General features: G+C 59.5%; 22 protein-coding genes. 13 read left to right on the forward strand and 9 right to left on the reverse strand.

What is annotated here, in order from left to right:
* The first annotated feature begins 506 nt into the window (after positions 1-506).
* The 5 genes from ACP7EE_RS08860 (at position 507) to ACP7EE_RS08880 (ending at position 7,036) form a co-directional block, all read left to right on the forward strand.
* Entirely contained in the window at positions 507-3,350 is a 2,844-nt protein-coding gene (locus ACP7EE_RS08860; protein ID WP_426234249.1) for a cytochrome P450, read from the forward strand.
* Entirely contained in the window at positions 3,347-3,745 is a 399-nt protein-coding gene (locus ACP7EE_RS08865; protein ID WP_426234250.1) for a Rid family hydrolase, read from the forward strand. Before ACP7EE_RS08860 ends, ACP7EE_RS08865 begins: the two co-directional genes overlap by 4 nt.
* Before the next feature lie 41 nt (positions 3,746-3,786).
* Positions 3,787-4,605 carry an alpha/beta hydrolase gene (locus tag ACP7EE_RS08870; protein ID WP_426234251.1) on the forward strand — a complete coding sequence of 273 codons (819 nt, stop codon included), beginning with the start codon at positions 3,787-3,789 and terminating at the stop codon, positions 4,603-4,605.
* A 169-nt stretch (positions 4,606-4,774) separates the two neighbouring features.
* Entirely contained in the window at positions 4,775-5,881 is a 1,107-nt protein-coding gene (locus ACP7EE_RS08875; RefSeq protein WP_426234252.1) for an enoyl-CoA hydratase/isomerase family protein, read from the forward strand.
* A 3-nt stretch (positions 5,882-5,884) separates the two neighbouring features.
* Positions 5,885-7,036 carry an acyl-CoA dehydrogenase family protein gene (locus ACP7EE_RS08880; protein WP_426200654.1) on the forward strand — a complete coding sequence of 384 codons (1,152 nt, stop codon included), beginning with the start codon at positions 5,885-5,887 and terminating at the stop codon, positions 7,034-7,036.
* 137 nt (positions 7,037-7,173) lie between these two features.
* Here the strand turns inward: ACP7EE_RS08880 and ACP7EE_RS08885 are convergent, their stop codons facing one another.
* From ACP7EE_RS08885 to ACP7EE_RS08910, 6 genes are all read right to left on the reverse strand, one after another.
* Positions 7,174-7,947, reverse strand: coding sequence for an enoyl-CoA hydratase (locus ACP7EE_RS08885; protein ID WP_426234253.1), 774 nt, complete (start codon positions 7,945-7,947; stop codon positions 7,174-7,176).
* 15 nt (positions 7,948-7,962) lie between these two features.
* Entirely contained in the window at positions 7,963-9,090 is a 1,128-nt protein-coding gene (locus ACP7EE_RS08890) for an acyl-CoA dehydrogenase (RefSeq protein ID WP_426234254.1), read from the reverse strand.
* A 20-nt stretch (positions 9,091-9,110) separates the two neighbouring features.
* Complete coding sequence (locus ACP7EE_RS08895; protein ID WP_426234255.1) at positions 9,111-10,301, reverse strand: acetyl-CoA C-acyltransferase; 1,191 nt, start codon at positions 10,299-10,301, stop codon at positions 9,111-9,113.
* Positions 10,302-10,313: 12 nt separating this feature from the next.
* Positions 10,314-11,075: an SDR family NAD(P)-dependent oxidoreductase gene (locus ACP7EE_RS08900; RefSeq protein ID WP_426234256.1), complete on the reverse strand. Its 762-nt coding sequence runs from the start codon at positions 11,073-11,075 to the stop codon at positions 10,314-10,316.
* A gap of 16 nt (positions 11,076-11,091) precedes the next feature.
* The gene (locus ACP7EE_RS08905; RefSeq protein WP_426234257.1) at positions 11,092-12,756 is read right to left on the reverse strand and encodes an AMP-binding protein; all 1,665 of its coding nucleotides are present in this window, start codon (positions 12,754-12,756) and stop codon (positions 11,092-11,094) included.
* A gap of 227 nt (positions 12,757-12,983) precedes the next feature.
* Positions 12,984-14,000, reverse strand: coding sequence for an AraC family transcriptional regulator (locus ACP7EE_RS08910; protein WP_426234258.1), 1,017 nt, complete (start codon positions 13,998-14,000; stop codon positions 12,984-12,986).
* A 216-nt stretch (positions 14,001-14,216) separates the two neighbouring features.
* Between ACP7EE_RS08910 and efeU the strand changes: the two genes are divergently transcribed.
* Genes efeU through efeO (ACP7EE_RS08930) form a run of 4 tightly spaced genes read left to right on the forward strand, consistent with a single transcriptional unit; the run spans position 14,217 to position 18,425 of the window.
* Positions 14,217-15,056 carry an iron uptake transporter permease EfeU gene (gene efeU, locus ACP7EE_RS08915; protein ID WP_426234259.1) on the forward strand — a complete coding sequence of 280 codons (840 nt, stop codon included), beginning with the start codon at positions 14,217-14,219 and terminating at the stop codon, positions 15,054-15,056.
* A gap of 8 nt (positions 15,057-15,064) precedes the next feature.
* Positions 15,065-16,264: an iron uptake system protein EfeO gene (efeO, locus tag ACP7EE_RS08920; protein ID WP_426234260.1), complete on the forward strand. Its 1,200-nt coding sequence runs from the start codon at positions 15,065-15,067 to the stop codon at positions 16,262-16,264.
* A gap of 16 nt (positions 16,265-16,280) precedes the next feature.
* Positions 16,281-17,579, forward strand: coding sequence for an iron uptake transporter deferrochelatase/peroxidase subunit (gene efeB / locus ACP7EE_RS08925; RefSeq protein WP_426234325.1), 1,299 nt, complete (start codon positions 16,281-16,283; stop codon positions 17,577-17,579).
* 21 nt (positions 17,580-17,600) lie between these two features.
* Entirely contained in the window at positions 17,601-18,425 is an 825-nt protein-coding gene (gene efeO, locus ACP7EE_RS08930; protein ID WP_426234261.1) for an iron uptake system protein EfeO, read from the forward strand.
* Positions 18,426-18,574: 149 nt separating this feature from the next.
* On the opposite strand, the gene pssA is transcribed toward efeO (ACP7EE_RS08930), so the two are convergent.
* Positions 18,575-19,918 carry a CDP-diacylglycerol--serine O-phosphatidyltransferase gene (gene pssA / locus ACP7EE_RS08935; protein ID WP_426234262.1) on the reverse strand — a complete coding sequence of 448 codons (1,344 nt, stop codon included), beginning with the start codon at positions 19,916-19,918 and terminating at the stop codon, positions 18,575-18,577.
* Positions 19,919-20,535: 617 nt separating this feature from the next.
* On the opposite strand from pssA, the gene ACP7EE_RS08940 reads away from it, so the two are divergent.
* From ACP7EE_RS08940 to ACP7EE_RS08950, 3 genes are all read left to right on the forward strand, one after another.
* A complete protein-coding gene (locus ACP7EE_RS08940; protein WP_426234263.1) occupies positions 20,536-21,099 on the forward strand; it encodes a TetR/AcrR family transcriptional regulator in 564 nt (187 codons plus the stop codon).
* A gap of 54 nt (positions 21,100-21,153) precedes the next feature.
* Positions 21,154-21,633: a DUF1348 family protein gene (locus ACP7EE_RS08945; RefSeq protein ID WP_426205936.1), complete on the forward strand. Its 480-nt coding sequence runs from the start codon at positions 21,154-21,156 to the stop codon at positions 21,631-21,633.
* Between the two features lie 236 nt (positions 21,634-21,869).
* Positions 21,870-22,649: a TSUP family transporter gene (locus ACP7EE_RS08950; protein WP_402812180.1), complete on the forward strand. Its 780-nt coding sequence runs from the start codon at positions 21,870-21,872 to the stop codon at positions 22,647-22,649.
* On the opposite strand, the gene nudC is transcribed toward ACP7EE_RS08950, so the two are convergent.
* Both nudC and ACP7EE_RS08960 read right to left on the reverse strand, forming a co-directional pair.
* On the reverse strand, positions 22,617-23,447 hold the full coding sequence (gene nudC, locus ACP7EE_RS08955; protein WP_426234264.1) for an NAD(+) diphosphatase: 831 nt from the start codon (positions 23,445-23,447) through the stop codon (positions 22,617-22,619). The genes ACP7EE_RS08950 and nudC overlap by 33 nt on opposite strands.
* A gap of 6 nt (positions 23,448-23,453) precedes the next feature.
* Positions 23,454-24,266, reverse strand: a complete 813-nt coding sequence (locus tag ACP7EE_RS08960; RefSeq protein WP_426205922.1) for a crotonase/enoyl-CoA hydratase family protein — start codon at positions 24,264-24,266, stop codon at positions 23,454-23,456.
* A 184-nt stretch (positions 24,267-24,450) separates the two neighbouring features.
* Here ACP7EE_RS08960 and ACP7EE_RS08965 point away from each other — a divergent pair, with 184 nt between their 5' ends.
* Entirely contained in the window at positions 24,451-24,672 is a 222-nt protein-coding gene (locus ACP7EE_RS08965) for a hypothetical protein (protein WP_426205921.1), read from the forward strand.
* The last annotated feature ends 9 nt before the right edge of the window (positions 24,673-24,681 follow it).

Genomic DNA, 24,681 nt, shown 5'->3' on the forward strand with positions numbered 1-24,681 from the left:
AGATCAACAGATTGCAGCCTCGTTGCACGAGACAGCGGCTACATTGGCCTTTCTTCAAAGTAAATTTGCAGCATGGATATGGGCACATTGGTCCGTGGGCCGGCAGTCAGTTGTTCGGTATCGACGTGGTGGCGCACGCACTCGGTCCAGTGCTTGGCAGCGTGCCTCGCCTGTAATTCAAGCTTCAGACCAATGGCGGGTCGCTCACCTTGCCAACCGCCGACCACCAACTAGATTTCACCTTTGTACCGCACAGAGTTGTCTGCCTTTCACTTAGAAGTCTGGCCCGCCGTATTGCCCAGTAGCGATGACACAGGATGTCTGACTATGGAGAAAACTCACTTTAAGTGAGTGGCAAGGCTGGCTTCTCGCTTTGACAGCACCGTCCTCCCTCAGTATTCAGCGCACGCAGGTTGCCCGATTCAGGCACGCCTGCGTGCGCTGTGGTTTTCAGTCCTCCGTCTCTGGTGGTTTCGAACCCAATTCGAATCTACGAGGGAATCACGATGACCGAATCACTCCTGCAAATGCTCGACACGCCGTTGTTCGACGCCCGCATTCGTCACGACCTGCCATTGCGCGAATACATGGATCTGACAATCCAGCGGCTACGGCTGATCATGAAGTCCGGGCTCATTACCAATGACATGTGGCTGGGCCAGCCGCGGCAGAAGAAGTTTAGAGAGCTCAACGAATGCCTCGCCACTGTGGCGGCTTTCGACTACGCGTTGTATTCCTCGATCGTTGATCACTTGATTGCCGGTAACGCGCTCATCACCCAAGGCGATGCCGACCAAGTCCAACGTTATCGTCAGGAAATCATCGAGGTGGAGGCCATTTATGCTTTCGGCTGCACTGAAATTGCCAGCGGCAGCGACGTGCGCAATCTGCAGACCACCATGACGCTCGACCCGGTGGCGCAATGTCTGGTTCTCAATACTCCGACACCTTCTGCCTGCAAGTTCTGGATCGGTAATGCGTTGCACGCAGCGCAAGTGATGATGGTGTTGGCACGGCTGATCGTTGACGATAAAGACGAAGGCTTGCACTGGTTCCGCGTGCGCATCCGCGACAAGGAAAACGGCCCGTTGTCAGCCGGCGTCAAGGTCATGGCTTGCGACCCCAAGGGCGGAATTCACGCCAACCAAGTGGCGGGCATACGCTTTACCGGGATGAATATCCCGCTCGACGCGCTGATGCAAAAACATTCTCGATTCTCGCCTGAAGGGCAATTCAGCAGTGAAGTACCCCGCGAGCGACGCGCTACAGCCGCCATGGAAACCTTCATCCAGGAACGTGTTCTTCTATTGGCGGCAGCGCGTGGCAGTGCGGGGTTGTGCAGTTGGCTGCCCTACCGTTTCGTCACTCATAGAAAAACTGCAACCACCCGCCAGACCTTGATGAATAACCCGCTGGTCCGCCAGCGTCTGTACGAAGAACAGCTCAAGGCGCTGGCGCTCAAGCTTCTGGAGCAGGCGGTCCTGCGGCGCTTCGAAACGCTGTGGCATCAACCGGAAAAACGCAAGGAGCTGCATATCCTCGCGGCGGTCGCGAAAAGCGTCGGGACATGGATGGGCCACGACGTGATGGTTAAATGCCGGGAGATATGCGGCTCACAAGGTTTCCACCATCACAACCAGATCATCACGCAGTGCATCGACTGCGAGATCAGCAAAACCTTTGCCGGAGACAATTCAGTGCTGGCTTATCAGGTAGCCAGAGATACCGTGACCCGACCTCGGTTTGCCTCTCGTCCTGTGACCAACATTGCTCAACGGAGCGAGAAATCCATTGCCGAGCTGCTCAGCAATCCTGGGGAGGTTTCGCACCGTCAGGCTGTTGCACTGGCTTATGCGCGAGCACTGGACCTGGTGATCGAAGAGGCTGCACGCGATAAACGCGTGTCGTCGCAACTGCTGGAAGACCTGATCGCCGTGTTCGCGACGCAGCTGCGCGAAAGCGGGCTGGCTATCGCCAATGTGGATGTAAATCGCGCCACAGAAACGCGAATTGCATTGCTGGCCGAATGGCTCAAACCGCCAAAAGAACTGGTGACAGCGCCCATCGCTGATACGGACTACATCGAACAACTTACCTCCCCGTTGTACGCGTTCGACGCGAAAGAGCAGGCGCTGCTCGATTTCACCCATCGCGATACGGTGCGCAATCCCTATCCCGCCTATGCGCACCTGCGTAAACACGAGCCAATCTACTGGAGCGAGCAATTCAACGCCTGGTTCATGACCCGCTACAGCGACGTATCCGCAGCCCAGGGCGATTCGCAACGCTACTCCTCCGATCGCATGCAGCAATTGGTCGATGCCCAACTGCCACCCGACAAGCGCGAGAAAATGGCGCCGTTCGTCAAACTCGCTTCCGAATGGATGTATTCGCAGGATGGCGCCGCCCACAAGGCCAGCCGGCAGCTGCTCGGCAAAGCCTTCACACCTCGCGTTATCGAATCCTTGCATCAGACCATTCAGGCGATCACCGACAAGGAAATTGCCAAACTCAAAGGACGAACCGACCTGATGGCGAGGCTGCTCAACCGAGTACCGGCGCTGATTCTCGCCAAATTTTATGGGATCCCACTCAAAGACGCGTTGAAGCTCAGGAACTGGACCGACGACATTTTGATTTTTCTGGTGGGAAGTCTCGACCCCGACTACGGTCCCGAGCAAGCGCTCAAAGGGGTGGAGGAAATGTATGCCTATTTCGCAGAGGTCATCGCCCGGCGGCGCAAATGCCCCAAAGATGATCTGGTCAGCCACGTTCTGGAGGCCAGCGCAGGCAGCAACTCCAGTACTGACCAAGTGCTGGCGCAAATTGTTTTCATCCTGGTCGCGGGCTACACCACCAGTGCCGATCAGTTGTGTATCGGTTTGCTGCACTTGCTTGAGCATCCCGAACAAGTAGCTGCGCTGTTGGCAGATCCTGATCTGATTAAACCTGCCATCGAAGAAATGCTGCGCTTCGACTCGGCAGGATCTTTCAGCCATCGAGTGCTCAAGGAAGACGTGGCCATGCACGGCGTGACGATGCGCAGAGGTGAACTGGTGTACCTCATGCGCGGTTCTGCCAATCGTGACCGGTTAAAATTCCCCGACCCCGACCGCTTCGATATCAGGCGCTCGCATAACGCTCACTTCGCCTTCGGTCTTGGTGGACACTTTTGCATGGGCACTGCTCTGTTTCGCCTGGAAGCGAAAATCGTCTTCACCTCCCTGTTCAAACGCTTTCCGCAGTTGAGCCTGATTGCGCAAAAGCCCCCTGAATGGCGCACCAACAACCTGCAATTTCGCGGTTTGAAATCACTGCCCATCGACTTGGGCCAAGGAGTGGCGCAATGAAAATCCAACGAGTTTTTTCCGAAGCCCCCTGGGAATCCATGGCGGGTTATTGCCGAGCGATACGCGCCGGGAAGAGAATCCTGATGGGCGGCACGGTTGCCTTCAACAAGGACGGTAGCCCTTATAAGCCGGGGAACGCTTACAAGCAGACACTGCATTGTCTGAAGATTATCGAAAGGTCAATTCAACAGCTGGGCGTAGATAGGCGCAGCATCATCGGCATCCGTATCTACACCACCAGCATGAAACACTGGCCAGAGATCGCCAGGGCCCACAAAAAGTTCTTCGAGGGACATCCACCCACACTCATGTGCCTGGCGGTGAAGCAACTGATCACCAAACAATACGTGGTTGAACTCACCACTGAAGCAATCGCGCGGAAAGTGAAGTCATGAGTCCGTCCTCACCTGCCCACCCGACAGTCGAAAGCACTCGAATGGCACTGCGCACCACCATGGTGCTGCGCGTGACCGATCTGACGATCGACAATCACGGGCGGCCCCTGCCCTTGCGGATTTATCTGCCGCCCGGCCCGGGACCGCATGCAGTGCTGATGTTTTTTCATGGCGGCGGTTGGGTCACCGGCGATCTGGATACCCACGACGGTTTTTGCCGACTGCTGTGTGGATGGGCCGGATGCGCGGTGGTCGCGGTAGACTATGCACGCCCTCCGGAGCACGTGTTCCCCGCAGCTCTGGAGGATTGTTGCTGTGCAACGCAATGGGTGGTCGAACACGCCGCAGCCATCGGTCTGGATGCCTCGCGTCTGGCAGTGGGTGGTGGCGGCTCGGGTGGGGGACTTGCCGCTGTTATCTGCCAATGGGCACGGAAAAAGAGAAAGGTCCCGATTGCCTTTCAACTACTCCTGTATCCCTTGCTCGATTGCATCACCAACAATCCCAGCCATGAACACTTTGCTGAAGGCCATGGACTGACTGCCCAGATGCTTGAGTGGTATATCGCGCACTATGTGCCGCGAAGCATTGCGCGTGATGATCCAAGGGTGTCGCCAGTGCGCTGCAAAAATCTTCGCGGCTTAGCGCCGGCGCTGATTCTGACGTCGGGACAGGATGTTCTGCGGGACGAAAGCCGCAATTACGTTCAGCGACTCAAAGAGGCCGGTGTTGAGGTGCGACACCTCGAGTACGACAACATGCCGCACGGCTTCATCAACTATCCTGCGCAACATGATGAAGCCAGACAGGCATTGCTGCTTTGCGCCAGATCTCTCCAAGAGCATTTGCAAATCTCCTGAAGACTCAGAGGCCCGTGCGGGCAGTCCGGCCCCACTTTCGCAACGCTGCAAAAATGCACACTGCACCTGCACATATCCCGGTTGTACACGGCAAATTTGCACTGGTACGATCCGGCAACGCTCGCGCGCGAGCATTTGCATAAAAAACAATAAAAGCAGGGAGTTACTGATGACTGCTCAGGCTTCATCCCCGCGGACATCGTCCATGGATGCCACGCAACACGAAGTGCTGGCCGAGGTTCGCAATCACATCGGTCACCTGACCTTGAACCGCCCCGCCGGCCTCAACGCCATCACCCTCGACATGGTTCGCTTGCTGCAAAAGCAACTGGATGCCTGGGCGACTGACGCCAATGTGCATGCCGTGGTGCTGCGCGGTGCTGGCGAAAAAGCCTTCTGCGCTGGCGGCGACATTCGTTCGCTGTACGACAGCTATAAAAGCGGCGACACGCTGCATGAAGATTTCTTCGTCGAGGAATATGCCCTCGACCTGACGATCCACCACTACCGCAAACCGGTGCTGGCGCTGATGGACGGTTTTGTACTCGGCGGCGGCATGGGCCTGGTGCAAGGCGCTGACCTGCGGGTGGTCACCGAGAAGAGCCGTCTGGCGATGCCGGAAGTGGCCATCGGGTACTTCCCGGATGTCGGCGGCAGCTATTTCCTGTCACGCATTCCCGGCGAACTGGGGATTTATCTGGGCGTCAGCGGCGTGCAGATCCGCGCCGCCGATGCGTTGTATTGCGGTCTGGCCGACTGGTATCTGGACAGCAGCAAACTCGCCAGCCTCGACGAACAACTCGATCAGCTGGAATGGCATGACACGCCGCTCAAGGATCTGCAGAGTCTGCTCGCCAAAAACGCCGTGCAAACCTTGGCGGACCCGCCGCTCGAAGCGCTGCGCCCGGCCATCGACCACTTCTTCGCCCTGCCAGACGTGCCGAGCATGGTCGAGCAGTTGCGCGCGGTGACCGTCGCCGACAGCCATGACTGGGCGATCAGCACTGCCAATTTGCTGGTAACCCGCTCGCCGCTGGCGATGGGCGTGACTCTGGAAATGCTCCGTCGCGGCCGGCACCTGAGCCTGGAAAACTGCTTCGCCCTCGAACTGCATCTGGATCGCCAGTGGTTCGACCGCGGCGACCTGATCGAAGGCGTACGCGCCCTGATCATCGACAAAGACAAGACCCCACGCTGGAACCCGCCGACCTTGCAGGCGCTGCACGCCGAGCAGGTCGAGAGTTTCTTCCATGGATTCGCTGAGAGCGGGAGCTGAGCCATGCACGATCTCGAACTGACTGAAGAACAAGTGATGATCCGCGACATGGCCCGGGACTTTGCCCGTGGCGAAATCGCACCGCACGCGCAGGCCTGGGAAAAGGCTGGCTGGATCGACGACGCCCTGGTCGCGAAGATGGGCGAACTCGGTTTGCTCGGCATGGTGGTGCCCGAGGAATGGGGCGGCACTTACGTCGACTACGTGGCCTACGCGTTGGCGGTGGAAGAGATTTCTGCCGGCGACGGTGCCACTGGCGCGTTCATGAGCATTCACAACTCGGTGGGCTGCGGCCCGGTGATGAACTACGGCAGCGAGGAACAGAAACAGACCTGGCTGGCGGATCTGGCCAGCGGCGCGGTGATCGGTTGCTTCTGCCTGACCGAACCGCAAGCCGGTTCCGAAGCGCACAACCTGCGCACCCGCGCCGAACTGCGCGACGGTCAGTGGGTGATCAACGGCGCCAAGCAATTTGTCAGCAATGGCAAACGGGCGAAACTGGCAATTGTGTTTGCGGTGACCGATCCGGATCTGGGCAAGAAAGGTATTTCGGCGTTTCTGGTGCCGACCGATACACCGGGGTTCATCGTTGACCGGACGGAACACAAGATGGGCATTCGCGCGTCTGACACCTGCGCGGTGACGCTGAACAATTGCAGCATTCCCGAGGCGAATCTACTCGGCGAGCGCGGCAAGGGGCTGGCCATCGCGCTATCCAATCTCGAAGGTGGACGTATCGGCATTGCTGCGCAGGCATTGGGCATTGCGCGTGCGGCATTTGAAGCGGCGCTGGTGTATGCGCGGGATCGGGTGCAATTCGGCAAGGCGATTATTGAGCATCAGAGCATCGCCAACCTGCTGGCGGACATGCAAATGCAGATCAACGCGGCGCGCTTGTTGATCCTGCATGCGGCGCGTTTGCGCACCGCCGGCAAGCCTTGTCTGTCGGAGGCTTCGCAGGCGAAGTTGTTTGCTTCGGAAATGGCCGAGAAGGTCTGTTCTTCGGCGATCCAGATTCATGGCGGGTATGGGTATCTGGAGGATTACCCGGTGGAGAAATACTACCGGGATGCGCGGATTACCCAGATTTATGAAGGGTCGAGCGAGATACAGCGGATGGTGATTGCTCGCGAACTGAAGAACTACCAACTGTAAAAAGCAAAAGCATCGCTGGCAAGCCAGCTCCCACAGTGATTGAGGTCGTTCACGAATATTATGTTCGACGCGGAACCTGTGGGAGCTGCGGTGCGACGATTCGACTTGCCAGCGATGGCGTCAGTCGGCGCGCAGCATTACTTGCCTTGGAACTCCGCAGGACGCTTGGCGACAAATGCCGCCATTCCTTCCTTCTGATCCTGCGTCGCAAACGCCGCATGGAATACCCGGCGCTCAAAGCGCACGCCTTCAGCCAGGTTCACTTCGAACGCACGATTCACGCTCTCCTTGACCATCATCGCAATCGGCAACGACTTGCTGGCAATCACCGCCGCGACTTTCAGCGCTTCATCCAGCAACTCATCACTCGGCACAATCCGCGCGACGATGCCGCAGCGCTCGGCTTCCACCGCGTCGATCAAACGTCCGCTGAGGCACATTTCCATAGCCTTGGCCTTGCCCACCGCACGGGTCAGGCGCTGGGTGCCGCCCATGCCCGGCAGCACGCCGAGGTTGATTTCCGGCTGACCGAATTTGGCGTTGTCGCCCGCCAGAATGAAGTCGCACATCAGCGCCAGTTCACAGCCGCCGCCCAAGGCAAAACCGTTAACGGCCGCAATGATCGGCTTACGCCGGTTGGCCACGCGGTCGCTGTCGCTGAACAGATCGTCCATGTAGATCTGCGGATAAGTCAGGTCGGCCATTTCCTTGATGTCGGCGCCAGCGGCGAAGGCTTTTTTCGAGCCGGTGATGACGATGCAACCGATGTTCGAATCAGCTTCCAGACCGTCCAGCGCGTGATTCACTTCGCTGACCAATTGCGCGTTCAAGGCGTTCAGCGCCTGCGGGCGGTTCAAGGTAATCAGGCCAACCCGGCCATGGATTTCCAGCAAAATCGTTTCGTAAGTCATGAGCAAAATTCCTTGTCAGAGATTGCGCGAAATAACCATGCGCTGAATGTCGCTGGTGCCTTCATAGATCTGGCAGACGCGCACGTCGCGGTAGATGCGCTCCAGCGGGAAGTCGTTGAGGTAACCGTAACCGCCCAGCGTCTGCAATGCCATCGAACAAACCTTTTCGGCCATTTCCGAGGCGAACAGTTTCGCCATCGAGGCTTCGACCAACGCCGGTTGTCCGCTGTCGCGCAGAGCAGCGGCGTAATGCACCATTTGCCGGGCGACGGCGATCTGCGTGGCCATGTCCGCCAGGCGAAACGCCACGGCCTGATGTTCGATGATCGGCTTGCCGAAGGTGTCACGCTCGCGGGCGTAATCACGCGCTGCTTCGAAAGCGGCGCGGGCCATGCCCACCGATTGCGCAGCGATGCCGACGCGTCCGCCTTCGAGGTTGGCCAAGGCGATTTTGTAGCCTTCGCCCTCCTCGCCCAAACGGTTGGCGACCGGCACTTTGATGTCTTCGAACAGGATTTGACAAGTGTCCGACGCATGCTGGCCAAGTTTGTCTTCGACACGCGCGACTTTGTAGCCGGGTGAATCGGTTGGCACGATGAACGCGGTGATTCCACGTTTGCCAGCGCCTGGATCAGTCACGGCAAACACAATCACGATCCCGGCATTCTGTCCGGAAGTGATGAACTGTTTGCAGCCGTTCAGCACGTAGTGATCGCCCTCCAGCCGTGCGCGGGTTTTCAGGCTGCTGGCATCGGAACCGGCCTGCGGTTCGGTCAGGGCGAAGGCGCCGAGCATCTTGCCGCTGGCCAGCGGTTTGAGGAAGCGTTCGCGCTGTTCGTCATTGCCGAACTTGAGGATCGGCACGCAACCCACCGAGTTGTGCACGCTCATGATCGTCGAGCACGCGCCGTCGCCGGCAGCGATTTCTTCCAGGGCCATGGCGTAAGCCAGGTAACCGGTGTCACAACCGCCCCACTGCTCCGGCACCAGCATGCCGAAGAAGCCCAGCTCGGCCATTTCGCCGATGGCTTCCTTGGGGAAGCGGTGTTCGCGATCCCACTCGGCGGCGAACGGTTTCAGCCGCTCCTCGGCAAACTGCCGGGCCATGTCGCGGATTTGTTGTTGGTCTTCATTGGCAATCATGGTCAATCCTTAATCCAGGTTCAGACACACTCGACGGCCATGGCCGTGGCTTCGCCGCCGCCGATGCAGATCGCCGCGATCCCGCGTTTCAGGCCTTTCTGGCGCAGCGCCGAAAGCAAGGTCACCAGAATCCGCGCACCGGATGCGCCGATCGGATGGCCGAGCGCACAGGCGCCGCCGTGCACATTGAGCTTCTCGTGCGGGATGTCCAGATGCTTCATTGCAGCCATGGCAACCACGGCAAACGCTTCGTTGACTTCAAACAGATCAACCTCGGCCAGCGACCAACCGGTTTTCTTCACCAGTTTGTTGATCGCACCGATTGGCGCCACCGGAAACAAGCCCGGCGTATCCGCAAACGCTGCATGACCGTGAATCACCGCCAGCGCTTTCAAACCGAGTTTCTGCGCGTGCGACTGGCGCATCAGGACCAGTGCCGCAGCACCGTCGGAGATCGAGCTGGAGTTCGCAGCTGTCACCGTACCGCCATCGCGGAACGCGGGTTTCAGCGAGGCGACCTTGTCCAGTTTGGCTTTCGGCGGTTGTTCGTCGTTGCTGATCAGCACTTGTTCCTTGCCGACGGTGACGGTCAACGGGACGATTTCGTCCTTGAAGCTGCCGTCCTTGATCGCTTGCTGCGCGCGGGTGGTCGAGGCGATGGCAAACGCGTCCTGGGCCTCGCGGCTGAACTCGTTGCTGTCGGCGCATTCCTCGGCGAAGGTGCCCATCAGGCGACCCTTGTCGTAGGCGTCTTCGAGGCCATCGAGGAACATCGAATCGAGCACTTTGCCGTGGCCCATGCGATAACCGCTGCGTGCGCGATCAAGCAGATACGGCGCATTGGACATGCTTTCCATGCCGCCCGCGATCACTACATCGGCGCTGCCGGCAAGCAGCATGTCGTGGGCCAGAATGGTCGCTTCCATGCCCGAGCCGCACATCTTGTTCAGGGTGGTGCAACGGGTGGACTTATCCAGCCCGGCACCCAGTGCGGCCTGACGTGCCGGCGCCTGGCCGAGGCCGGCGGGCAGCACGCAACCGAACAGCACCTCATCGACTGCATCGGAAGAAACACCGGCGCGTTCAACCGCAGCCTTGATCGCCGCTGCACCGAGTTGCGGCGCGGTCAGGCTTTTCAGTTCGCCCTGGAAACCGCCCATCGGGGTGCGTACGGCGCTGACGATGACAATCGGATCGTGGGAAATGGTCATGACAAATCCTCCTTACTTGGCGGCCATACGCAAGGCGCCGTCGAGACGGATCACCTCGCCGTTGAGCATGCTGTTTTCAATGATATGCCGCACCAGCGCGGCGTACTCGACAGGCTTGCCCAGACGCGGCGGGAACGGCACGCCAGCGGCCAGGGAATCGCGGACTTCCGGGGTCATGCCGGCCATCATCGGCGTTTCGAAAATGCCCGGCGCGATGGTCATCACGCGGATGCCGAAGCGCGCCAGTTCACGGGCGGCCGGCAGAGTCAGACTGGCGATTGCGCCTTTCGACGCGGCATACGCGGCCTGACCGATCTGGCCGTCGAACGCTGCCACCGAAGCCGTGTTGATGATCACGCCGCGCTCGCCGTCGGCATTGGCTTCACTTTCGGCAATCGCCGCAGCGGCCAGACGCAGCATGTTGAAGCTGCCGATCAGGTTGACATTGATCACCTGCGCGAAGCTCGCCAGCGCATGCGGACCGTTCTTGCCGAGGATCTTCTCGCCACGCACGATGCCGGCGCAATTGACCAGCCCGTTGAGGCTGCCGAAGGCTTTGACGGTCGCCTGCACGGCGGCTTCGGCGGCGGCTTCGTTGCTGATATCGGCAACCACGCTGTGCGCGCCGAGGCGTTCGGCTTGCGCGGCCACCGCTTCGGCATTCATGTCCACCAGCATCACTTTGGCGCCGGCATTCACCAGCAATTCAGCGGTGGCCGCACCGAGGCCGGACGCGCCGCCAGTGACGATAAAAACCTTGTTCTCGATCTGCATGAGTGTTTCCTTCGATTCAAGCTGAAACGTTGTGCGCCGCGGCCTCTTGAGCCTTGGCGATTTCCTGGTTGCGCAAGATAAAGCGCTGCAATTTGCCGCTTGGGGTTTTCGGCAACTCGCTGAGAAATTCGATTTCACGCGGGTACGAATGCGCGGCCAGACGCTTGCGCACGTGTTGGCGCAGTTCTTCGGCCAGCGCGGGTTCGGCGCGATATTGCGGGTTGAGCACGACGAAGGCTTTGACCAGTTCGGTGCGCTCCGGATCGGGCTTGCCAACCACGGCGGCTTCGATTACTGCCGGGTGTTCGATCAGCGCGCTTTCGACATCGAACGGCCCGACGCGATAGCCCGAGGTGGTGATCACGTCATCGCTACGCCCGACGAAGCTGATGCTGCCGTCCGGGTTCCATTCCACGGTGTCGCCGCTCAGGTAATAGTTGCCGACGAAGGCTTTGGTCGGCGCGCCGGCATAACCGGCGAACCAGCACATCGGCGATTGCGTTCGGTCGATGGCGAGAATCCCCGGCTGACCGACGCCGAGTTCGTTGTTCTGTTCATCAAGCACCACGATGCGATGGCCCGGCGAGGCGAAACCGGCTGCCCCCACATGGATCGGGTGTTCGAGGCCGTGGTGGTTGCACAGCACCATGCCCAGTTCGGTCTGGCCGTAGTGATCATGGATGACCACGCCGAGGTTGTCGGCGAACCAGCGAATCACTTCCGGGTTCAGCGGCTCGCCGGCGCTGCTGACGATGCGCAATTTGCCCTTGATCGAACGGGCGGATTGATCGCCGCCGGCGATCAGCAAACGGTAGGCGGTCGGGGAACCGGTGAGGTTTGTGATGTTGTACTTGTTGATCACCCGGCAGGTGCTTTCGAGGGTGAACGGGCCATCGTAAAACGTGATTGGATGCCCCATCGCCAACGGCCCGGTGACGCCGAAATAGATTCCATAAGCCCAGCCCGGATCAGCGACGTTCCAGAATGCGTCTTCGGGGCGCAGATCTACCGCGTCGCGGGTGTAGCTCTGGAACGCGACGATGGCCTTGAGCGGCACCGACAGCGCTTTCGACGGGCCTGTGGTGCCCGAGGTGAACATCAGCAGAAACGGATCTTCGCCCGTGAGCATGACCGGTTCGCAGACGTTGGAATGATTGGCCAGCTCGGCCCAGAAACTGAAATCGCCACGCACGATGCCCTGGCCCTTTGGACCGCCGACGGTGACCACGGTCGGGCAATCGGCGACCTCGGTGAGTTTCGGCCGATTCACTGCATCGCTGACCACCATTTTCGCGCCGGAACTGTTCAGGCGATGTTCCAGCGCTTTCGGGCCGAACGCCGTGAACAATGGCTGATACACCGCGCCGATGCGCCAGGTGGCGAGCACGGTGATGAGTAATTCGACATTGCGCGGCAGCAGACCGGCAACCTTGTCGCCCTTCTGCACGCCTTGCGCGAGGAGGAAATTGGCGAAACGCGCGGCTTGCTCTTGCAGATCGCTGAAGGTGTACGTCGCACTGGCGCCGTCACGCCCCTCCCAGAACAGCGCAATGCGCCCCGGCAATGCGTGACGGTCACAACATTCGACGCAGGCGTTCAGCGCCTCGAGCGTACCGCTGAGCGCGGCGTCGACGGTGTGCTGATAATTGAACTGTGCGGTAGCAGACAAGTGATCGCGCATTGCCAGAATCCCTCTGTGTTTTTATTAGGTTGGGGAACCTTGAACAGCAGAGAGATAGTCGCGCCGCGCAGCGGTGGCGGCAATGGTCAAAGCCATCAAAGTGGATGACTGGTTTGGCCAAGGTTCAGGTGATGTATCGCCTGGACTGGCGCTATCGCTAGCAGGCTAGCTCCCACAGGGGAACGCATTTCAAATGTTGGAGCTAGCCTGCTAGCGATGGCGCCGGATCAATCGGCGTCGTTGAGGATCAGGCTGCGGTAATGCCCGGGATTGGAGCCGGACCATTTGCGAAACGCCTTGTAGAACGAGCTCGCATCGGCGAACCCCAGCCGGGTGGCGATCTCGGCGAAACTGATGGTCGGCTCTGCCAGCCAGGTGATAGCCAACTCCTTGCGTACACTGTCCTTAAGTCCTTGATAGGTCTGGCCTTCTTCAGCCAGGCGCCGGCGCAAGGTCGAGGCCGACATGCACAGTTGCTGCGCCAAGGGTTCAGTTTCCGGCCATTGCTCGGCGGGCAACTGGCGCAGATCCAGCTTGATGCGGCTGGCCAGACTCTCCGGATCGCGGTACTTCACCAGAATGTTCGCCGGCGCATGCGCGAGAAAGCGCTTTAATTCGTCGGCGCTGCGCTTGATCGGCAGCTCCAGGCAGTCGGCCGCAAAGATCATCCGCGTGCGCGGCCGATCAAAACGCAGGTTTTCGGAGAACATCACCCGGTAGTCAGCGCAGAAATCCGGTTCGGGACAGCGCAGCTCAATTGCCAGAATCGGAATCCGCCGCCCCGCCAGCCAGCAAGCGACGCCATGCACGATCATCCAATAGGTGAAGTAGGTGAAGGCGCGACGCGGCTCGGGGTCGTCTTCCAGCAGCACGATTTCCGCCAGACTTTGCTGGTGCACCAGCTGCGCCGGCAATTGATCGAGCATCAGCGACAGGAAACTCAGCCCGCTGCTCAAACCGGCCGCCAGATTCGGTTGCGCCATCGCACTGCGGCAGAGAAATTCCAGGCTGCCGGACTTGAGCTTGCGCGGGTCCATGCCAAAGAACTCGTCATCGCCGCGCCGGGCCAAGAGGCGCCACAGTCGCGCGTAGTTCGAGGCTGGTACGCGGCCGTTATCGCTCAGCAGCAGCGCCGGATCGATGCCGACCTTGCGCAAGACTTCGTCCGTGGCCGCGCCCGGCGCGCAACTTTGCAACAGTGCTTCGCGCACCAGTTGAATGGCGATGGTGTCTTTTTCCGACATGGAGCGCGGCAATTCCTGTGCTGGTGCGAATGCCGTGCATCTTAACGCAGCACTCAAGCACAACCCACACCCCTGTGGGAGACCGGCTCCACATGAGAATGGTTGTTCTTCAGAGTTGTTCAGCTTAGGTTCAGGTTAATGTCAATCAGTACCATATGGGAATGAGTGTCATTATGTTACAACTTAGCCACCTAACTAAATCACCTGTGGTGGCCAATGCTCGTCCCGTTTTTGATCATGCTGCGCGAAGGCATTGAAGCCGCGCTGATCGTTGGCATCATCGCCAGTTACCTGCAACAGACCGGCCGCGGCCAATGGATGCCCGCCGTGTGGATTGGGGTTTTCCTTGCGGCGGCGCTGGCATTGCTGGTTGGCGGTGGCCTGGAACTGGTCAGCGCCGAGTTTCCGCAAAAGCAGCAGGAACTGTTCGAAGGCGTGGTCGGGCTGGTCGCCGTGGGCATTCTCAGTTCGATGGTGTTCTGGATGCGCAAGGTTGCGCGCTCGATCAAGCATTCGCTGCAAGCCTCGCTGGATCACGCGCTGACCTCATCCAGACATCAAGTGTTTGCGCTGATCGCCATGGTGTTCTTCGCCGTTGCCCGTGAAGGTCTGGAAACCGTGTTCTTCCTGCTCGCGGTGTTCCAGCAAAGCGAAGGCGCCGCAGCGCCAATCGGTGCGTTGCTCGGACTGATTCTGGCGATCATCGTCGGTTTCCTGATCTACAGCGGCAGCATGCGCCTGAATCTTTCGGCGTTTTTCCGCTGGACCGGGCTGTTCATTCTGGTGGTGGCCGCCGGGATTCTCGCCAACTCGGTGCAGGCGCTGCATGAAGCCGGGGTGTGGAATCACCTGCAAACCGTGCTCTTCGATTTCAGCGCGACGCTGCCGATGGATGGCCCGTTGGGTTCGGTGCTGGCCGGCATGTTCGGTTATCAGGATGCGCCGACCGTCAGCACCCTCGGTGCGTATGTGATTTATCTGCTGGTGGCACTGGTGATGTTCTTCATGCCGGCACCGGAGCCTTCTGCGCAATCGTCTTCCGTTTCCAGCCAATAAGGCCATTCATGTCAAAGCCTAATATCCCCCAAGCCTCCCCTCCCCGTGCCTTGCGCTGGGCGGTGGCCGGTTCGGTGGTCGTGATGATCGCGGCCGGTGGCCTGTTCTACTACGCCGCGCAACTGGCGGCAGCCAAGCGTGAGCACAATCGTGACGAAGTGGTGGTCAACATCCATCCGCACAGTTGCGAGCCGAACGCTTTGACCGTGCCGGCCGGGCGCGCGAGTTTCCGCATCGTCAACCGCTCGGATCGTGCGGTGGAATGGGAAATTCTCGACGGCGTGCTGGTGGTCGAAGAACGCGAGAACATCGCGCCAGGCCTGAGCCAGGTGATCAACGCCAACCTGCAACCGGGAGACTACGCGATCACTTGTGGCCTGCTGAGCAACCCGCGCGGCACCTTGCACGTGACGCCGACTGCCGCCTCGGATGCCGCTGCCAAAGCCAAGCCGTCGATGGTCGCGTTCATCGGGCCGCTCTCGGAGTTTCGCGTTTATCTGGCGAGCCAGAGCAGCGCGCTGATCAAAGCCGTGAGCGCGCTCAATCAAGCCATCGAGAGTGGTGATCTGGCGCAGGCGCAAGCTTTGTACCTGCCGGCCCGCGCCGCGTATCAGCGCTTGGCCCCGGCCGCGCAACGTCTGGCCGAGCTGGACAACAGCATCAACGCCCGCGCCGATTACTTCGAAAAGCGCGAACAGGATCCGGGCTTCACTGGCTTCCATCGCATCGAATACGCACTGTTCAAGCAACGCGATCTCGACGGTCTTGCGCCGATCGCCAAGGGCCTGCTCAGCGACGTCACCAGCCTCAAACAGCAGTTGCTCGCCCAATCGCTACCGCCGGAGCAACTGATGGAAATCGTCGTGCGCAATCTCAACACGTTGGCCGACGTACGCGCCGCCAGCGGTGAAGAAGAACGCTACAGCCACAGCGACCTCAACGGCTTCGCGGCCAATCAGCAGACTGCGCACAAAGTCGTCGATCTGCTGCGTCCGCTGCTAGCGAAATCCGCTGCTGATTTGCTGCCAAAGATCGACAGCGCACTGGCTGATTTCGACACGACGCTGAACAGCTTCAAGGTCAACGACGGCTACGCCAGTTACGACAGCGTCAGCGCTGAGCAACGCCAGCAGCTCGCCGACGAGGCCAAAACTCTGGCCGATGCGCTCGATGCAATTGATCCCGCCCTCGGCCTCTCCGGCCTGTAAGCAGAAGACCATGACGATGAAAGATTGCGAACACTTCAACCTGCAACGCCGCCGCATCTTGATGGGCATGGGCGCCGCAGGTGTCGCATTGGCCGGTTCCGCCCTGAGCTGCCCGGCGATGGCCGCCGCGCCTGCGCAAGTCACCGAAGCCCCGAGCAGCGACAAAACCGAAGACCGTCACGACTTTTATGGCACACGCCAGACCGGCATCGTCACCCCGCGTCCAACCTCCGGGATGCTGGTGTCGTTCGATGTGTTGGCCAGCGACCGCGAAGATCTGGAGCGGCTGTTTCGCACCCTCAACCAGCGCATCGCGTTCCTGATGACGGGTGGCCCGGTCGCACAGATCGATCCGAAACTGCCGCCGCCGGATTCCGGCATCCTCGGTCCGGTGGTCACTCCGGATAACCTGACTATTACCGTCTCGGTCGGCGAATCGCTGTTCGACGAACGTTTCGGCCTGGCCTCGGCCAAACCCAAGCGTCTGGTGCGCATGGTCGGTTTCCCCAACGATGCGCTGGACCCGGATTGCTGTCACGGCGACCTGAGTCTGCAGTTCTGCTCGAATAGCGCCGACACCAACATCCACGCCCTGCGCGACATCATCAAGAACCTGCCGGATCTGCTGCTGGTGCGCTGGAAACAGGAAGGCAGCGTGCCGCCGCAAGCCCCGGCCAAACCCGGTGCGCCGGCGCAATCGGCGCGCAACTTTCTCGGTTTTCGCGACGGCTCGGCCAACCCTGATTCGAACGACGGCAAGGCCATGGATCGCATCGTCTGGGTGCAACCCGGCAGCGATGAACCGGCGTGGGCGACGCATGGCAGCTATCAAGCGGTGCGCATCATCCGCAACTTCGTCGAACGCTGGGACCGCACGCCGTTGCAGGAACAGGAAAGCATTCTTGGCCGGGTGAAAACCACTGGCGCGCCAATCGGCGGCCAGCATGAAGCCGAGGTGCCGGACTACAGCAAAGACCCCGAAGGCAAGTTGACCAAGCTCGACGCGCACATCCGCCTGGCCAACCCGCGCACTGCCGCGAGCCAGGCCAATCTGATCCTGCGCCGCCCGTTCAACTATTCCAACGGTGTGAACAAGAACGGCCAGCTCGACATGGGCCTGCTGTTCATCTGCTATCAGGCCGACCTGGAAAAAGGCTTCATCACCGTGCAGACCCGCCTCAACGGCGAGCCGCTGGAGGAATACCTCAAGCCAGTTGGCGGCGGTTACTTCTTCACGCTGCCGGGCGTCACGGGCGACACGGACTTCATCGGTCGCTCGCTGCTCGATGCCACACAAGTAAAAACCACCGCCTAATCAACGACAAGAGCCGCCCCCATGAAAAAGACGCCACTCGCGCTATTGCTGACCCTCGGTTTGCTCAACACCCCGCTCTCGGCTTTTGCGGCGACGGCGCCGCTGGATCTGGTGGGGCCGGTTTCGGACTACAAGATCTACGTCACCGAACAGCTGGATGAACTGGCCAGCCACACTCAGCAATTCACCGACGCGGTGAAGAAAGGTGATCTGGCCACTGCACAAAAGCTCTACGCACCGACCCGCGTGTATTACGAGTCAATCGAGCCGATCGCCGAGCTGTTCAGTGATCTCGATGCGTCCATCGACTCACGCGTCGACGACCACGAGAAAGGCGTGAAAGCCGAAGATTTCACCGGGTTCCACCGCATCGAATACTCGCTGTTCTCGGAAAAAAGCACCCATGGCCTGAACGACCTGGCTGACGGTTTGAACAAGGACGTCAAGGATCTGCAAACCCGCGTAGCCGGCCTGACCTTCCCGCCTGAGAAAGTCGTCGGCGGCGCTGCTGCGCTGCTGGAAGAAGTTGCGGCAACCAAGATCTCCGGCGAAGAAGACCGCTACAGCCACACCGACCTGTACGACTTCCAGGGCAACATCGACGGCGCGAAGAAAATCGTCGACCTGTTCCGCCCGCAGATCGAGACGCAGGACAACGCCTTCATCGCCAAAGTCGACAAGAACTTTGCGGCGGTGAACAAGATTCTGGCCAAGTACAAGACCAGAGATGGTGGGTTTGAGACTTATGACAAGGTCAAGGACAGTGATCGCAAGATGCTGGTCGGGCCGGTGAATACCCTGGCTGAAGACCTTTCCACGTTGCGTGGGAAGTTGGGGCTGAACTGATTTCTTTAGCGTCTGATGGGACCTCATCGCTGGCGAGCCAGCTCCCACAGTGACAGCGTCGTACGCAAATGCTGTCAACGATACAAAACCTGTGGGAGCTGGCTTGCCAGCGATGGCGTCAGAGGCCTTGGTACATCTACCGAATTTGTTTAGAGAATCCGGTACAGCAACCGCTCAACCCGCACGCGACTCACGCGCTTGAGAAACTTGGCCACTTCCGCCGGGTAATCCGGCAGCGCTTCCAGATCCCCGAACTGAGCAATCCGCTTGGTGTGCACGAAGATGTTCTCCAGTTCCGCACGCCGCGGCTCGATCCATTCGCCTTTCGGGTCATCAATCAACAACGCGTTTTCCAGATCCAGACGGAACGCCCGTGGATTGAGGTTGTTGCCGGTGAGCAAGGTGTAACGCTGATCGACCCACATACCCTTGAGGTGATAGCTGTTGTCGCCCTCATGCCACAAGTGCAGGTTCAACTGACCGCTGTCGATGTTGCGCTGATGACGCTTGGCGAAGCGACGCAGGCTGATTTCGTATAGATAAGGCAACGCCGCGATCACCTTGAATGGCTCGGTCGGCGGGATGTAGAAATCGTTGGCAGTCTTGTCGCCGACCACGATGTCGATCTTCACCCCACGGGCCAGCGCACGGTTGACCTCGCGGATCACCCCCAGCGGCAGGTTGAAATACGGGGTGCAGATGGTCAGTTGTTTCTGAGCGCTGGCAATCAGCTCGAGAATCACCCGGTTCAGCGGATTGTTCTTGCCCACGCCGAGCAGCGGACTGACCGACAGGCCCGCACGCTCAGTGCTGCCGGCCGTGGTGTCGTAGGTCGCATGCTTGAGGCGGCTGCGCAAGTCGCCGATGTCGTTGCGCAGACTGCGGGTGGTCGGCAGGTTCGGCAGATCGAGGCGATGCACTGCCTTGGATTCGATCAGACCGTGCTTGACCAGGTGATGCATCGAGTCCGCGAGTTCGCGGCTCTGCAACACGTGATAACGGTCGAAACGGTACTTGTCGAATTTGTGCAGATAGACATTGTTCAGGCTGGCGCCGCTGTAAACCACGCAATCGTCGATCACGAAGCCTTTCAAGTGCAGCACGCCGAACAGCTCGCGAGTCTGCACCGGCACGCCATACACCGGCACTTCACTTTGGTGAGTGCGGGTCATTTCCTGATACCACGCCGAATTGCCCGGCTGCTTGCCGGCGCCGATCAATCCGCGTTGCGCGCGCAGCCAGTCAACCACCACAGCGATTTCCAGCTCTGGGCGCTTGAGTTTGGCGGCGTGCAAGGCATCGAGGATTTCCTGACCGGCCTCATCGTTTTGCAGATACAGGGCAACGAGATAGATGCGCTGAGTCGCCTGAGCGATCTTTTCCAGCAGGCAACGCCGGAACTCGGCGGCGCCGGGAAGGATGGTCACGGCCTCGGCGGTCAGCGGAAAGCTGCGCAGTTTGGGCAGCAGAGAGCGTTTGAAAAGCAACGGCATAAGGCTCGCAAAAGGTCGAATCCGAAGAACCCGAGAGCTTACACCATCAACTCCTTCGGGTCTTGTGAGTGACTGTAATGGCCACATCGCCAGCAGGCTGGCCACAGTGGGAACTGGGTACATCAGCTAGATACTGGTCGGGTCGGAGGCCGCCATCGCTGGCAAGCCAGCTCCCACAAGGTTTAGGTCCACCCAAAAACCGCACTTCGCTTCTCACCACTCAACACAATGAGCGTTAGCTCGAGTACCGCTCTTGATCGCGAGCGCCCGTCGGCCGGCTGAGTGGAGGGATTGATCCGGGGGTGGGAGCGCAGCGACGTTTGGCGCAGCCAAACACATCGAGAGGAGGTGCAGCGCAGCAAACCGGAGGCGATGCCCCCGGATCAATCCCGGAGCGAAGGAACCCGAGCCACAGCGAGGGCCGAACGTCAGGGCAAAGCCTTTTGGGTTACCTTTTCGGCGTTTGGAAAAGGTGACCCGCCGTAAGGGCGGAACCCTAAGCCGCCATAACCGCAGCAACGGCTATGCACCCAGCCAGAAACAACCCCAAAGCCTGAAAAAAGCCATTTCAGAATCAGCGCTTGACCAAGGAGAACGCACGTTCTACTGTTTGTCACATGAACGATATTACTGAAAACGCAACCCGCGACATCATCCTCGATGTCACCGAAAAGTTGATCTATAAAAGTGGCATCGCCGCCACTGGCATGGATCTACTGGTGAAAACCGCCGGTGTCTCGAGAAAAAGCATCTACCGCTATTTCGCCAACAAGGAAGCGCTGACCGTCGCCGCCCTGCAACGCCGCGACGTACGCTGGATGCAGTGGTACCGAAACGCCGTCGATCAGGCAGAAACCCCGGTCGATCGCCTGCTCAACCTGTTTACCGTACTCAAGGCCTGGTTCGCCTCGGAAGGCTTCCGTGGCTGCGCGTTCATCAACACCAGCGGCGAGACCGGTGACCCGCAGGATCCGGTGCGTCAGGTCGCCAAAGAGCACAAACAGAAGGTGCTCGACTACGTGTGCGAGTTGTGTACCGAACATGGCGCCGAAGACCCGCAGTTGCTGGCCAAGCAACTGCTGATCCTGATTGACGGCGCCATTACCGTAGCGCTTGTGATGGGTGATCACAGTGCCGCCGATAATGCGCAATGCATGGCGCGAAAGTTATTGGACCTGTAATGCCTTAATAAGCCTGACAAGTTGTTCAACAGTTCACTGATCGGGAGATTGAATATGTCTACTGCAGCCGAAGTGCGTCCGCCATTGCCGCCGTTCAACCGAGAATCGGCGATTGAAAAAGTTCGTCTGGCCGAAGATGGCTGGAACTCCCGCGACCCTGAGCGTGTGTCGCTGGCCTACACCCTCGACACCAAGTGGCGCAACCGCGCCGAGTTCGCCAATAACCGCGAAGAAGCCAAGGCGTTCCTCACCCGCAAATGGGCGAAAGAGCTGGATTACCGTCTGATCAAGGAACTCTGGGCCTACTCGGACGCGCGCATCGCCGTGCGATATGCCTACGAATGGCACGACGACTCGGGCAACTGGTTTCGCTCCTACGGCAACGAAAACTGGGAATTTGATAAGCAAGGCCTGATGTTCCAACGCTATGCCTGCATCAACGACATGCCGATCAAGGAAAGCGAACGCAAATTCCACTGGCCACTGGGCCGGCGCCCGGATGATCACCCGGGGCTGTCTGACCTCGGTCTCTAAGTTCACTCCCGCCCCTGTAGGAGCCGTGTAGGAGCCGTGTAGGAGCTGTCGAGTGCAACGAGGCTGCGATCTTTTGACTTTGTTTTTCAAAAGACAAGATCAAAAGATCGCAGCCTCGTTGCACTCGTCAGCTCCTACAGGGATTTGGCTGAAGCAGGTGTAACGGGTCGCCGCCGCTTCTGGAAATGCGTAACATGCCCGCACTCCCCCGCCGCCCTGCCGAATAAGCCGATTCCATGCCTTTCGAACTCAGCGTTGACCTCACTACCCTGGCCATTCTGGCCGTTGTTGCTTTCGTTGCCGGATTCATCGATGCCATCGCTGGCGGCGGCGGGTTGTTGACCACGCCTGCATTGCTGACTGCCGGCCTGCCGCCGCATCTGGTGCTGGGCACCAACAAGTTGAGTTCGACCTTCGGCTCGGCCACCGCCAGTTTCACCTTCTACCGGCGCAAGCTGTTTCATCCCCGGCAGTGGGTGCACGCGATTGTCGGCACCCTGGTCGGCGCGTTGACCGGCGCTGTCGTCGCGCATTACCTGCCGGCGGAATGGCTGAACAAGATGCTGCCGGTAATCGTCTTCGCTTGCGGGCTATATCTGTTGTTCGGCGGCACGCCAAAAGCGCCGCTGGACAGCGATGCACCGATCAAGAAGAAATGGCAATCGACTCAAGGCTTCAGCCTCGGTTTCTACGATGGCGTGGCCGGTCCCGGCACTGGCGCATTCTGGACGGTCAGCAGTCTGCTGCTGTACCCGATCGATCTGGTGAAAGCCAGCGGCGTGGCGCGCAGCATGAACTTCGTCAGCAACATTGCGGCGCTGTCGGTATTCATCTTTTCCGGTCAGGTGGACTGGATCATCGGCCTGAGCATGGGCCTGTCGGTGATGGTCGGCGCGTTCTTCGGGGCGCGCACCGCGATCAGCGGCGGCGCCAAGTTCATTCGGCCGGTGTTCATTACCGTGGTGTTGGGGCTGACCGTGCGTCTAGCCTGGCAGCACTGGTTCAGCGTGGCCTAAACGCCGCGCCACGTAGACGTCGATCAGGTAACGGGCAATCGAGCGTGACGCCGGTAACGGCGGCAGCTCATGCACGTTGAACCACTGGGCGTCTTCGATCTCGTCTTCCTGACAGACAATCTCGCCCCCCGCGTATTCGGCATGGAAACCCAGCATCATCGAATGCGGGAACGGCCAGCACTGGCTGCCCAGGTACTGAATGTTCTTCACCTCGATCTGCACTTCTTCACGCACCTCGCGAATCAGACAATCTTCCGCCGACTCGCCCGGTTCGGCGAACCCGGCCAGCGTGCTGTAGACGCCCGATACGAAACGCGGTGAGCGCGCCAGCAAGACTTCATCACCACGCGTCACCAGCACAATCATGCTCGGCGAAATCCTTGGATAACTGCGCAGGTCGCACGGTTGGCAATACATCGCCCGCTCGCGCGGCACTTGCGTCATCGCCTGACCGCAATTGCCGCAGAAGCGGTGTTCACGCGCCCAGGTGCCGATTTGCGCGGCATAACCCAGCACTTTGTAAATCGTGTGATCACCTTCGAGCATGAATGCGCGCAGGCCTTTCCAGCTACAACCCGGCACCTCGCTGCTACTGCGCAACTCCAGCAGATACACCGGCTCGCCATCGAGATGGCCAATGCCGTGTTCGGCCAGAACCGACAAGTCCTGCCGCTTGAGCCATTCGCGCGGGAACAGCACGCCGTTGTCGTCGAACAGAAAGCCTTCGGGGCTGCGCGCCACGGCCCAGCCGCCGGGTTGATCGGTGTCCAGTACTGCAGTGATCCAGCGAGATGTCATGGTTTCTCAGTCCAGAAATTCGGGTTTCTGTTTACTCATATGGGCGGCCATGGCCACCCGCAAGTCGGTGGATTGCAACATGGCGGCGTTCCAGGTGGCAACGTACTCAAGACCGTCGTCGATGCGATGGTCGCGCATGTAGCTGATCATTTCCTTGGTGCCAGTCACCGCGATGGGCGACTTGCTGGCAATCTCGCGAGCAATGTCCATCACGCCTTCGATCAGGCTGTCCTTGTCGCTGTAGACGCGATTGACCAGCCCGATACTGCGCGCCTCGTCAGCGCCAAAGGTGCGACCGGTGTAAGCCAGTTCACGCAGCATGCCGTCACCGATGATCCGTGGCAACCGTTGCAAAGTGCCAACATCGGCGGCCATGCCGATATCGATTTCCTTGATCGAGAATTGCGCGTCTTCGGCAGCGTAGCGCATGTCACACGCGGCGATCAGGTCGATGGCGCCGCCCAGGCAATAGCCCTGAATTGCGGCGAGCACTGGTTTGCGGCAGTTATCGACGGCATTGAACGAGGCTTGCAGGGTGAGGATTTTGCGTCGCAGCAGGCGCGCGTTGCGACCGACGTCTTTGCCCAGTTCATTGGCCACACCGGCGAGCATCATCAGGTCGATGCCCGAAGAAAAATGTTTGCCGGCGCCGCTCAATACCACCACGCGTACTTCGTCGGTGTCATCGATCCACTGAAACACCTCGACGATCTCGCTCCAGAACGCGGCGTTCATCGAGTTGATCTTTTCCGGGCGGTTGATCTGCACATGAGCGATGTTGTCAGCCAGTTCGACGCTGAAAGCGGTGTATTGAGTCATGGCAGAAATCCTTTACCGTTCTGAAAATGAGGCCAGAACTATAACAAGGCAGCAGCACGGTGGTTCGGCCAAAAACGGGACTCGGTGCGAGGTCGGGTTGTCCTGCCTGCCCCTGACAAATAAATGAATAGAATTTCAACCCGTGGTGTTCAAAGTAAAGGTAACCCACCGTGGAGCCTTGCCCATGAACATCCGTTCCGTTATGTTCGCCGCCCCGTGGCTGCTGGCCGCAGCTTTGTCGAGCAGTCTGGCGTTTGCCAGCGACGAAGAAGCGCCAGTCAAGAAGCCTGAATGCTCGAAAGGTCAGGTCTGGGACAGCAAGACGCAGAAATGTGTATTGCAAACCAGCAACCTGCTGCCGGACGTGATGGTTGCGCCCGGAAAACTTGAAAAAACAGACAGTTAATTTGCGGAG

Origin of the sequence: Pseudomonas sp. TWP3-2, assembly GCF_049897765.1 — a bacterium.
Taxonomy (GTDB): domain Bacteria; phylum Pseudomonadota; class Gammaproteobacteria; order Pseudomonadales; family Pseudomonadaceae; genus Aquipseudomonas.